Origin of the sequence: Variovorax multivorans, from assembly GCF_051216835.1 — a bacterium.
GTDB lineage: Bacteria > Pseudomonadota > Gammaproteobacteria > Burkholderiales > Burkholderiaceae_C > Variovorax.
On the sequence record NZ_JBPJZL010000023.1, the window covers coordinates 49,553 to 61,757 of the forward strand.

The following is a 12,205-nucleotide window of genomic DNA, read 5'->3' on the forward strand; positions in this document are numbered from 1 at the left end:
GATCAGTTGGTAGCTCAGTCGATGGCGCAGTGTCGTGATCGACGTCGCCACGTGGCGCTGCGCGCGCAGGACTTCCGCGGGGGACGTAATCCTCGGGAACGGCAGGCACCTGGCGTTCGATGAAGTTTTTTTACCGCCGACAGACTTGTCGGCGACGAGGCGTTCAGCCATCAGGAACCCGTAGGCCGCGATGCTCAAGGCGGCATGGTGGTGGAACCCTCGCCAACCTCGGCCCTCGTAATGGCCGAGACCGAAGTCCTGCTTCAGATCCTGGTAGTCGCGCTCGATGCGCCAGCGCTGATGGGCCACGTCGACCAACTCGTTGATCGGCGTGTCCTCTGGCAAGGTGGACAGGAAGTACTTGCTCGGTTCAGCGTCGCTTGCCGGCCACTCGATGAGCAGCCACTGCTCGGGACGCAGGCGTGCCTTGCCCGTATTGCCGCCGGCGTGGCGCACCCGCACGGCCGCAAAGCGGCCGTTCAGTGTGTCGTTGGTTCCCTCGCGCCAACTGATGTTCTGGAACGCTCGGCTTGGCAGGGACTGCGCCAATGCCTTGACGCTCATGCAGTGCCGCCGTGCGCCTGGGCATCACTGGCAGTCGGCCCATGCCGCTGTAAGGCTGGGGTGGCAGCGGCTGAACGCCAGGCGGCCAGACCACAACGGCAGATGTGACACCTACCGCATAGAGCAAGCCCATATCGCTGAGCGCCTGACGAAAAGCGTTGTCCACGCCGTAGCCAGCATCGGCCAGCACGCAATGGCGCGGCGCGCCTTCATCCAGCAGCGTACGCAATTGCTGCAGCGCGATCTGCGTCTTCGTGGCGAAGCGCACTTCATCGGGAACGCCGGCCTTGGCGCGACGTTCAGGATCTGACGCCCAATCCTCGGGCAGGTACAACTGCCAAGCCACGGGCAGGCTGCCCTGGTTGCTTGCAAGCGAGATGCTCACGGCCACCTGGCAGTTGTCCTGCTTGCCCAGCATCCCGCAGTACTGGCGCGTGACCCCGACCGAATGGCACCCCTTCTTCGGGAACTCGGTGTCGTCGATGATCCACCAGCCGCCCTGGCTGAAGTCCATCCTGGGCATCACCCATTGACACACGCGACGGAGCATCTGCGTGTCAGACCACTCGGCCTTGGCCACGAAGTGATGCAGTGCTCGGTGCCGCGCGCTGGCATGCGTCGGATCCACCCGCGCGGCCATGGGCTCCACGCTCTTGCGCGACAGGGGGAGCATCAGGCCCGTGCAGTAACCACGAAGGCCGGCGTGCCGGTCCATGTGACCCAAGCCTGCGCTCAAGTGCTCCAGGTAGCTATCGAAGCGCTCTGCTGCATTCATCAATCCTCCGGTGCGAAGACGAGAGGATCGCATTATTTCATTTATGACACAGTAAGATTAACAGTCTGCTGCTCAATTTCGGCTCCACGGTCGAGGTTCCCGAACTGCCTGCCGATAAGCGAAGCGACCAATATCGCAATGGGTAGTTCGCTTGAGAAAAAGATCTGGGTGGCAGAAGCGGCACTTGCCTTGACCAGCAAGAACGCCCGGATACTGAGACAGTATTGGTCGGCCGCCTCACCTGAGAAGAGAGGAAAGGAAACACCGGGCAATAGGCTCACTTCGAAGCGTACGAATGGTCAACCTTTGTAGCCGCTGCGGCGCATGATGGCTGCGATCTTCTGGTTCGCACCGTCAAGTGCCTGCTGCGATGAAACCTTGCCGTGCAGCGCATCGCCGATACTCGTGCCTAGCGCTTGCGTGTTGATCTCGTCCCACTCCGCGATGATCGGCCGCCAATCGGGCGAGGCATCCTGAATCTGCGAACGCATTGTCAGATACTCCGGGTACTGCCGCGTCAACGCCTCGTCCTGGAGCGTCGACAGCCGCGTGGGTGCGCCGCCCAAGCGGCACACCGCCTTGTCCTGCGCTTTTGAGGTCAGCCACTGCATCAGCAGGAAGCCAGCCTCGGCATTCCTTGCGGTGCGAGGAATCGCGAGGCCGAGGCCACCCGACTGCGAGGCATGGACATAGGCTTTCGGGTGCCGCGCATATGCGACTTTGCCGACGATCTTCGATTGCTGCGGGTCGCGCACGGCACCGAAGATCACGGTCGAATCGAGGTACATCGCGGCTTCGCCTTGCAGGAAAGCGTTCATCATGGCCGACTGATCGAATTCGACGGCGTCCTTCGGTCCGGTTTCGATCACCAACTTCAGCAACTCCAGCGCACGCAGACCCTTGGCATCGTTGGCGCGCGCCGACCAATCGAGGTTGAATACCTTGCCACCGATCGGATTGAGGTGTAGCAGCCATGCATGCACACACTGATGGCCCACCCGCCCACGCGAACTCAGTGCGCCGATGCCGGACTTGTCGCGCAGCAACGGCAGCAGGTGCTCGAGCTCGAAATACGTGGCAGGCACAACGAGCCCGTGCTTCGCGAAGATGTCGGTGCGGTAGGCGAGAATCGATGTCTCCGCGCCGTAGGGCAGTCCGTAGAGTTTCGCCGTCGGTCCCGCAAGGTAGCCGCGCCAGCCGCCAACCAGTCCCAAATTCTCCAAGTAGTTGGGCGCGATGTCCGCCATGTCGAAAGCCGGATCCGCGAGAGCTGGGTTCTTCAGAAACGTGTCGAGTTCGTGCACGAGGTTCTTGCGGACGTACTCGCTCTTCCACATGACCACGTAGCATGCCAGATCGAAAATGCTCTGCGGCTTGGCGAGCTCAGCGAGTTGTCTTTCCTTCATTTTCGGGATCGGTAACCGGTCAACCTCGACCTTGATGCCGCTCTCGCGTGTGAACACCGGTAGCAGTTCGAGCATCGCATCGTAGTGCGGATGCACCGGAATACTCATTCTCACGACCTGTCCGCGGTAACGTGAGAATCGGTCTTGTGCGCGGGTAGAGGCCAGCGGCAGGCTGGCGCCGAAAACGGCCAGCGTTGTGTGCGCCAGCATGTCGCGTCGTTTCATGGGGATCATCCTTTCACCGCACTCGCGGTCAGTCCTGTGGGAATTTGTCGAGCCGCCGCGAAGGTGAAGACCAGTGGCGGAATGGCGATGAGGCCGTCCGTTGCGATCACCTCGCCCCAGCCTACGCCCATACCTGTGATGAACAGAGATGCGGCCACCGGCAGCGCGCGCGTCTGCCGACACTGACGAGGCGCAGGTCCTGCATGGCCCAGGGGATCACCATATAGCGTGCAACCAGCGACGGCAGGATCAATTTGCCGGTCCCGATAGTTGTCGGCATACGCCCGGCTCTGCCTCGACAGGCTGCAGGGGTGCCCGTGATCAGCAGGCTGAGGAAGACCACCGTGCAGTGAAAGGCCATGGGACTAAAAATCGGGCGACGATGCCACCCCCGAACTGATCGCGCAGCACATCGTCGCGATAGTTGCGTGTGGTGATCGCCGCAGGAACGGCCACGATCACCATCGCGATCACGACGCCGATCAACGCAAAGCCAGCGATTCCTCGGCCGGTAATGGTGCTCGCACACTGCGCCTTCACTATCGCCAAAAGTCGGCATCTGCATTCGCTGCTGTCCTTGTCACAAAAATCGGCTCTACGGACAACACAGGCATGCGCATCATCAAGAAACTACGATGTGGGGATTATTTACAAAGAGGAATGCTCTCGACTAGTCAGTCGCAATGAAATGCAGCTGCTCATTTTTGGGGGCAATCCTCTGCTTGCCAGATCCGGCGTGCACGGTACGCGAGTCCTCCATACACCCGATGCAACCGCCAATCCTGCTGCCTCAATTTCTCTACAGCCACTGGGGTAGTAGTCGCTCGAGCCGTCGTGATCAGAGCAAAGGACAGCTCGACATGGCCATGGCTGGCAGCTCTGTTGCAGCGCCGACCGTACAGCGTGGCTGTCGCCGCGGTCGCGAACAAGTTGGCGCGAACGATCTGGGCGGTGCTGGCGCGCGGACAAGCCTGGCGGCCCGAGGCCTGGCAGGCATCGCACTGACAGGGAAGTCTTTGCACCCGATTTAAAGGAGAGCAAGCGACCACGCGTGTGATGGGCCAGACAGGTCGGACCGGGACGAGGACACTCCGATAGGGAACGAGAGCACCAAGCTCGATGTTCAGATGGGAACCTTGTCAGCGAAAACCATCAGGGCCAGCAGGCATATCCGCCTGCACAACAGGCCGGATATAAGACTGCAGCCCTGCCTCCTGCTTCTTCACATCCACGAGTTACTTGCGATCCGGGAGGCGCCCATATAAGACGTTCCCTAATCGCACAGCTTTTGAAGACCTCCAACGGTCGCATGATCAATTGAGCTCGGAGGCGCAACAATGGGACTACTTGATGGAATGGTTGGCAACGCATGCGCGCCAGCAGCGGTGCGAGCTCGGTTTTGGCAAAACGCTGTGCTTGCGCCGGGGTTTCTTGTTGGTCGGGGTCAGTTCAAATTGCGACGTCATGTTTTCTCAGTTTTGGCAACACGTTCAGCAGGAGCGGCGCGGCATCTTCACAGTGACGGAACGCCCCTCGCGATGAGCGGCGCGAACCGGACATCTTGTGAACCGATACAAACGCCGCAAAAACGGCAGAGCGCTGGTTGTTCATGCCCAGTATTCTGGAAGTCTCCCGTGCTGCTAGTCTTGCGGTATCTGATCGGATCATGAAAGTGGCCTCGCCCTCGCCGCGCCTCCAGCGGAGTCCATACAAATGGGACTGGTCACTGGTGCCAGGACACGAACTCTGGCGGAGCGAAAGCTGTGACCGCCGGTGGCGGAAGTGACCAAACTCGAAATCTACTGCGGCTCGTCGCCCATACGCGGTTGTGACTCTCTCGTCAGCGTCTTGGCCAGCAACCGCAAGGTACTCGCGGAGGCTGCAGTGGCCTCGGAAAGAACGGCCCCGCGCCGGTAGGCCAGCCCCAGGTCCATCGAGGGCACCGCGCTCGACATCACCGTCCTGCGGATGCGCCCGCCGTCGTGCGACCAAGGGCGAAACACCAGATCTGACAAGATAGTCACACCCACGTTCTGTGCAACGAGGCTGCGCACGGCCTCGATCGATTTGGTGCGGAACACCACCTTGGGCTTGAGTTTCATCGCACCCCAGTAGCGGCCAACGGTGTCCACGTGCTCGTCCATGTCCAGCAGCACGAAGGGCAACTGCGCGATCTCACGCAGCGACACCGACTTCTGCGCCACCAGCGGATGGTCGAACGACGTCCACAGGCGGCGCTGCGACTTCAGCAGGTTCTCGCGCCGGATGTCCGGCGCGCGAGAGAGGTTCGACACCAGTACCACGGCCAGGTCAAACTCGCCGCTGCGCAGGCCATCCTCGATCTCGAGCCGGTTGCGCTCCACGGGCTCGAACTCGACCAGCGGCAGTTGCCTGCGCATCGCGCCGATGATCTTCGGCAGCATGTATTCGGACACGGTGTCGGTGATGGCGATCTGCACCCGCCCCTCGACCGAGGACACCGAGTTACGCGTTTCCTCCACCGCCGCCTCGAGCGTGTGCAGCATGTGCTCCGCGTGCCGAAGAAAGCCCTCGCCCTGCACCGTGAGCCGCAGCCCGTCGGAGTGCCGCGTAAAGAGCTGCACCTTCAGCGTGGACTCCAGGTTCTTGAGCGAAGTGGTCAGCGACGGCTGACTCACATAGCAGCGCTGGGCCGCGCGGGACACCTGTCCCGTGTGCGCAGCAGCCACGAAGTGTTGCAGTTGCTTGATCGTTATCGACATAGATACACCCTATATCGCTCTATTGAAAATAGAGATTATGAATTGTCGATGGCAATTCATAACATCCGAGCAGCACGCCGTGTCAGGCGTGTGACGAGGACGCCCACAGTTCCAGCAGCAGCAGCAGCAGCAGGAGAAACCTATGCCATCGACATCACAGACTTCCGCCGGCTCCGGCGCCCACCCTCCTCTACCCCAAGACGCCCCGGCCGATGCTGGGCTGTTGAGCCGTCTGGGCCTGCGCTTCACAGCCTGGGCCGAGCGCTGGTTTCCCGACGCCTTCGTGTTCGCGGCCATCGCCGTGGTGGTGGTCGCGGGCGCCGCGCTGCTCAACGGATCGAGCCCGCAGGCGGTGGCCAAGTCCTTCGGCGATGGCTTCTGGAGCCTGATTGTTTTCACGATGCAGATGGCGCTGGTGGCCATCGGCGGCTACGTGGTGGCGACCTCGCCGCCGGCCGCGCGACTCATCCGCAAGCTGGCCGCATTGCCCGTGTCGGGGCGCCAGGCCATCGCGTACGTGGCGGCGATCAGCATGATCCTGTCGCTCTTTAACTGGGGCATTTCGCTGATCTTCAGCGCGCTCTATGTGCGCGCGCTGGCCGGCCGCCTCGACCTGCGCATGGACTACCGTGCCGGCGGCGCGGCCGCCTACCTCGGCATGGGCGCGACCTGGGCGTTGGGGCTCAGCTCGTCGGCGGCGCAGTTGCAGGCCAACGCCAGCAGTCTGCCCAAGAGCATTCTTGACATCACCGGCGTGATCCCGTTCAGCCAGACCATCTTTCTGTGGCAGTCGGTCGTCATGGCACTGGTGTTGATCGTCGTGTCGGTGGCCATCGCACTGTGGTCGGCGCCCGACGCGAAGCACGCGGTCACGGCGCAGGACCTGGGCGTAGATCTCGCGGAAGCGAAGCCGGCGCCCCCCGAGTCCGCCGGGCGCCGCCCCGGCGAGTGGTTCGAACGCAGCCCGTTGCTCACGCTGCTCCTGTGCGCGCTGGGCTTCGGCTGGCTGGCGCAGGAGTTCATGGTCAAAAGCCCGCTGATCGCGATCTCGGGCCTCAACACCTACAACCTGCTGTTCCTCATGATCGGGCTGCTGCTGCACTGGCGCCCGCGCAGCTTTCTCGACGCGGTGTCGCGTTCGGTGCCGTCGACGGCGGGCGTGATCATCCAGTTCCCGCTGTACGGTGCCATCGCGGCCATGCTGACCGCCGCCAAGGGCGACGGAGGCATCACGCTGTCGGACCGCATCGCGCACCTGTTCGTGAACATCTCCAACGTCGACAGTTTCGCCGTGGTGATGGGGGCGTATTCCGCCGTGCTGGGCTTCTTCATTCCCTCGGGTGGCGGCAAGTGGATCATCGAGGCGCCCTACGTCATGCAGGCGGCCAACGACCTAAAGGTACACCTGGGCTGGGCCGTGCAGGTCTACAACGCGGCCGAGGCGCTGCCCAACCTGATCAACCCGTTCTGGATGCTGCCGCTGCTGGGCGTGCTCTCGCTGAAGGCACGCGACATCGTGGGCTTTACTTTCCTGCAATTGCTGGTGCATGCGCCGCTGGTGCTCTTCATGCTCTGGTTCTTCGGTCGCACGCTGAGCTATGTCGCGCCGGTGATTCCTTGAGTCGCGCAGGTTCCGGATGCAAGTGACGACGACGGCGGCAACGCAAACCAAGCAGGGCTACTGCACGCTCTGCCGTTCGCGCTGCGGCACGCTCAACGAGGTGCGCGGCGACATGCTGGTGTCGGTGCGGCCCGACGCCTCGCACCCCACCGGCCAGGCGATGTGCATAAAGGGCAAGGCCGCGCCCGAGCTTGTGCACAGCCCGCACCGCCTGCGCTACCCGATGCGCCGCACCAGGCCCAAGACCGAAGCGGATCCGGGCTGGGTGCGCATCGGCTGGGACGAGGCGCTGGCCGAGACCGCGCAGCGCCTGGGCACCATCAAGGCCGAGAGCGGCGCCGAGTCGGTGGTGTTCGCCGTGACCACGCCCAGCGGCACACCACTGACGGACAGCATCGATTGGATCGAGCGCTTCGTGCGCCTCTTCGGCAGCCCCAACATCTGCTACGCAACCGAGGTCTGCAACTGGCACAAGGACTTCGCGCACGCCTTCACCTTCGGCTGCGGCATGCCCGCGGCCGACTACGCGCAGGCCGAACTGATCGTGCTGTGGGGTCACAACCCCGCGAACACCTGGCTGGCACAGGCCAATGCCATCGGCCGAGGCCGCGCGAACGGGGCGAAGATGGTGGTGATCGATCCGCGCCCCACGGCGCTCGCGCGGCAGGCCGACACTTGGTTGCCCGTGCGGCCCGGCACCGATGCGGCACTGGCGCTGGGGCTGATCCACCTGCTGATCGCGGACGCGCGCTTCGACGAAGACTTCGTGCGCGCTTGGACCAATGCCCCGTTGCTGGTGCGCGGCGACAACGGACACTTCCTGCGCGAGCAGGACCTGTGGCCCGATGCGGAGGGCAACCGCTTCGTGGCGTGGAACGACGCGCTCGCCTGCGCGGTGCCTTATGACACCGCGCAGGCGGCGCAAGACCAGGACGCAGCCCACTTTCGCCTGCGCGGCGCGGTCGAGATCGATGTGGGCGCACATCGCCTGTCGTGCGCTCCGGCTTTCGAGCTGCTGGCCCAAGGCTGCGCCGCTTATACGCCGCCGGATGTCGAACGCATCACCGGCGTTGCTGAAGCCTCGTTGCGCGCGGTCGCTGACCTTTTCGGCACTTGCCGCCGCGTGGCCTATCACGCCTGGACTGGCATCGGCCAGCACACCAACGCCACACAAGCCGAACGCGCGGTCGCCACGCTGTATGCGCTGTGCGGCAGCTTCGACCGCATCGGCGCGAACCGCGTTCGCGTCGGTCCGCGCGTCAACGCCGTCAACGCACTTTCACTGCTGCCTGACGCGCAGCGCGCAAAGGCGCTCGGTCTGGCGGAGCGCCCGATCGGCCCCCCCGCGCACGGCTGGGTGACGGCGCGCGACACCTACCGCGCGATTCTCGAAGGCGAGCCTTACAGGGTGCGCGCGATGATGGCCTTCGGCACCAACCTGCCCGTGTCGCAGGCCGACACCGCGCTCGCGTACCGGGCGCTGTCGCAGCTCGAATTCCACGTGCACTGCGACTTGTTCGAAACACCCGCCGCCCGGTACGCCGACATCCTGCTGCCGGTCAATACGCCATGGGAGCGCGAAGGCCTGCGCATCGGCTTCGAGATCGACGACCGCGCGGCCGGTTGGGTGCAGTTGCGCCAGCGCATGGTTGCGCCGCGCGGCGAATCGCGCGCCGACAACGATGTGCTGTTCGATCTGGCCACCCGCCTTGGCATGGGTGACGGCTTCTTCGGCGGCAGTCTCGATGCTGGCTGGAACCACATTCTCGAGCCGCTCGGCCTCACGGTCGACCAGTTGCGCGCCCGGCCTGAAGGCATTGCCTGCGCCATCGACGCAAGCGAGCAGAAATACGCCCGCGCCACGCCCACCGGCGTGCGCGGCTTCGACACCCCGACGCGCCGTGTCGAGCTCTACTCCGAAACCCTGCTGCGCCACGGCCAGCCGCCGGTCGCCACCTTCATCGAACCGGCCGACACGCCGCGCGATGCGAAGGCCACGCGTCAGGGCCGCTTTCCCTATGTGCTGAGTTCGGCCAAGAACGGCTTCTATTGCCACAGCCAGCACCGCAGTCTGCCTTCGCTGCGCAAGCGCGCGCCCGATCCGGTGGCCGAGTTGAGCCCCGCGCTGGCGGCCGCAAAGGGCATCGTGGACGGCGACTGGATGCGCATCCGCACGCGTGTGGGCGAGGCCCGCTTCGTCGCACGCGTCACGCCCCATCTGGCGGACGACGTCATCGTGGCCGAGTTCGGCTGGTGGCAGGGCTGCCCCGAGCTCGACCGCGACGGCCTGCCGGTCGAAGGCGCGCTGGGCAGCAACTTCAACGCGCTGATATCCGCCGACAGCCGCGACCCGGTGAGCGGCTCGGTGCCGCACCGCTCCTTTCTCTGCGACATCGAACGCGACCCGGCTACCGAGACTCGGCAGCGCAAGTGGCCCGGCTACCGTCCCTTCCGCATCAGCGAGCTGCGGCCCGAGGCCGATGGTGTGCAGGGCATCCACTTCGAGCCGGTCGACGACGGCAAGCTGCCCGACTACCGCCCCGGTCAGCACGTCGAGATGCAATTGCATCTCGACGACGGCACGCAAGTCACACGCGCCTACTCGCTCACGGGCGCGGCCGAGGTGCCGGGCCGGCGCAGCTACAGCGTGGCCGTGCGCCACCAGCGCGGCCACTCGGCCGACGGCACGCCGCACGAGGGGCGCGTGTCGAGCCATCTGCACCGCGCGCTGAGGGTTGGCGACACCCTCGCGCTACGTGCGCCGTCAGGCGGCTTCGTGCTGCCGCGCCACTCGCCGCAACCGCTGGTCTTCTTCGCGGGCGGCATCGGCATCACGCCCTTCATCAGCCTGCTCGAATCGCTGCCCGACGGTGCGCAGGGGCCAGCAATCTGGCTCTACTACGCCAACCAGAACGGCGTGACCCACGCTTTTCGCGAGCGCATTGCGCAGCACCGCGCGCGTCTGCCGCAGTTGCGGGTCGTTGACCACTACAACGCACCACGGCCGCAGGAGCGCCTGGGCATCGACTACCAGTCGAACCGCTACATCGACGCGAGCGTGGTGGACGATGCGCTGATCGCGCAGCGCGCCCGTTTCTACATGTGCGGACCACCCGCCATGATGGACGCCGTGACCGACGGGTTGATGGCGCGGGGCGTTCCGCGCTTCGACATCTTCAGCGAAGTGTTCCGCTCGCCCACCGCGCCGCCCACCGACGGCGACCAGCACTTCACCGTCAGCTTCGCGCGCTCGGGCCACGCCCCCGCGACGTGGACGCCCAGACAGGGCACGCTCCTGACTTTTGGCGAATCGCTCGGCCTGCAGATGGCCAGCGGCTGCCGCGTGGGCCAATGCGAGAGCTGCGCCGTGCGCCTGCTGGCCGGCAAGGTCCGCCACCTGCACGGCAGCGAGCCTGAAGACCTGGCCATGTGCCTGACCTGCCAAGCCGTACCCCTCGAAGACGTGGTGCTCGAGGCATGACTGCGGGCCCTTCCATCCACTTGATTCCATCCGCAACCTTATGAAAATCATCGATACGGAAAGCACTCGCCGTGCGCTGCCCTTCGACCGCCTGATCCCGGCACTTCGGGAGAAGTTCGTCGCTGGCTGCGAGGTGCCTTTACGGCACACGCATTCGCTCCAGGCCGGGGCGGACGACCCGCCCCGCACCGTGCTGGTCATGCCGGCGTGGCAGCACGACCGCTACCTGGGCATCAAGACCGTGACCATCTTCCCGGACAACGCGCAGCGCGGCCTGCCCGGACTGTTCTCGACCTATGTGCTGTACGACGCAAGCACGGGCGAGCCGCTGGCGCAGATCGACGGCAACGAGATCACTTCGCGGCGCACTGCTGCCGCATCGGCCCTGGCAGCCTCCTATCTCGCGCCTACCGATGCGCGCAGTCTGCTGGTCGTCGGCTGCGGGCGTGTCGGCAGTCTTATTCCCGAGGCCTACCGTGCCGTGCGTCCCATCGAACGCGTAGTGGTGTGGGACCGCGACGAATCTGCAGCGAAGGTACTCGCCGCACGGCTGTGCGCGCAGAACATCGAGGCGGCCGTCGCGCCGGACCTCGCCAAGGCGGTGAATGATGTCGACATCGTGAGCTGCGCCACGCTCGCCACGCAGCCGCTTGTGCAGGGCGCGTGGCTGCGGCCGCGCAGCCACCTCGACCTGATCGGCAGCTTCACGCCGCAGATGCGCGAGGCCGACGATGCCTGCTTTGCTGGCGCGCGTCTGTTTGTCGATACGCAAGAAGCGTTGCAGAAGAGCGGTGAACTGCTCGGGCCCATGTCGCGCGGCGTGTTCGCCGCCGCAGATGTGGCAGGGGAGTTGGCCGATTTGGCCGCGGGCAGGATTCCGGGACGAGCCGAGAGTGACGGGCGGACCGTCTTCAAGGCTGTGGGTACCGCGCTGGAGGACTTGGCCGCTGCGGTGGTGGTCTACGAGGCTTCCGATCCGAACTGAGGCGCAAGCGCACCAACACTCGATAAGTGGGCGTTTACGAGCACGCTCCCGTCATTGAATCGTTCGACAGGTCGCGCCAACAGCGGCAGGTCTTGGATGGTGCGGACCTTCGCCGAGCGAACATGGCGAATTCGGTGCGCCGTTGAGTAGGCCCCCTAAGTTGAGGAATCTCAGTGCAGGCCGTGCTCGTTATTTTCAGCGGTAGCAATACGCACCTTAGCCTCTCACCCATTTGTGGTATTCCAAGCTGATTCCCTGCTCATATCATGTATGCGTGCGGTGGACCTTTCAATTACCCACAAGTCTGGCGTCTCAGCGGTCCACGGAATGATCGAGATTCCCGTTATTCCTCGCGAGAGGACTCTGCCAACGGGAACGGATGACAAAGTTTGTGCGGATTGATGGAG

7 protein-coding genes and 2 pseudogenes are annotated in these 12,205 nt (G+C 64.4%); 4 read left to right on the top strand and 5 right to left on the bottom strand.

Annotated features, from left to right (window positions below; translation table 11 throughout):
* Nucleotides 1-46 precede the first annotated feature (46 nt).
* The 3 genes and pseudogenes from ACSFCA_RS34215 to ACSFCA_RS34225 all read right to left on the bottom strand — a co-directional run.
* Nucleotides 47-1,339, bottom strand: a pseudogene (locus tag ACSFCA_RS34215) (IS701 family transposase); the annotation flags it as partial.
* A gap of 299 nt (nucleotides 1,340-1,638) precedes the next feature.
* Nucleotides 1,639-2,970 carry an ABC transporter substrate-binding protein gene (locus ACSFCA_RS34220; protein ID WP_435462636.1) on the bottom strand — a complete coding sequence of 444 codons (1,332 nt, stop codon included), beginning with the start codon at nucleotides 2,968-2,970 and terminating at the stop codon, nucleotides 1,639-1,641.
* Between the two features lie 321 nt (nucleotides 2,971-3,291).
* On the bottom strand, nucleotides 3,292-3,519 hold the full coding sequence (locus ACSFCA_RS34225; RefSeq protein WP_435462637.1) for a hypothetical protein: 228 nt from the start codon (nucleotides 3,517-3,519) through the stop codon (nucleotides 3,292-3,294).
* Nucleotides 3,520-3,792: 273 nt separating this feature from the next.
* On the opposite strand from ACSFCA_RS34225, the pseudogene ACSFCA_RS34230 reads away from it, so the two are divergent.
* A pseudogene (locus ACSFCA_RS34230) lies at nucleotides 3,793-3,975 on the top strand (IS110 family transposase); the annotation flags it as partial.
* A 444-nt stretch (nucleotides 3,976-4,419) separates the two neighbouring features.
* On the opposite strand, the gene ACSFCA_RS34235 reads toward ACSFCA_RS34230, so the two are convergent.
* On the bottom strand, nucleotides 4,420-4,581 hold the full coding sequence (locus ACSFCA_RS34235) for a hypothetical protein (RefSeq protein WP_435462638.1): 162 nt from the start codon (nucleotides 4,579-4,581) through the stop codon (nucleotides 4,420-4,422).
* A gap of 188 nt (nucleotides 4,582-4,769) precedes the next feature.
* Complete coding sequence (locus tag ACSFCA_RS34240; RefSeq protein ID WP_435462639.1) at nucleotides 4,770-5,711, bottom strand: LysR family transcriptional regulator; 942 nt, start codon at nucleotides 5,709-5,711, stop codon at nucleotides 4,770-4,772.
* A 142-nt stretch (nucleotides 5,712-5,853) separates the two neighbouring features.
* Here ACSFCA_RS34240 and ACSFCA_RS34245 point away from each other — a divergent pair, with 142 nt between their 5' ends.
* Genes ACSFCA_RS34245 through lhpI form a run of 3 tightly spaced genes read left to right on the top strand, consistent with a single transcriptional unit; the run spans nucleotide 5,854 to nucleotide 11,798 of the window.
* Nucleotides 5,854-7,332, top strand: a complete 1,479-nt coding sequence (locus tag ACSFCA_RS34245) for a short-chain fatty acid transporter (protein ID WP_435462640.1) — start codon at nucleotides 5,854-5,856, stop codon at nucleotides 7,330-7,332.
* Between the two features lie 16 nt (nucleotides 7,333-7,348).
* Nucleotides 7,349-10,813 (top strand): molybdopterin-dependent oxidoreductase, encoded by a 3,465-nt coding sequence (locus tag ACSFCA_RS34250; protein ID WP_435462641.1) that lies wholly within the window; start codon nucleotides 7,349-7,351, stop codon nucleotides 10,811-10,813.
* Nucleotides 10,814-10,853: 40 nt separating this feature from the next.
* Nucleotides 10,854-11,798, top strand: coding sequence for a bifunctional Delta(1)-pyrroline-2-carboxylate/Delta(1)-piperideine-2-carboxylate reductase (lhpI, locus tag ACSFCA_RS34255; protein WP_435462642.1), 945 nt, complete (start codon nucleotides 10,854-10,856; stop codon nucleotides 11,796-11,798).
* Nucleotides 11,799-12,205 lie beyond the last annotated feature (407 nt).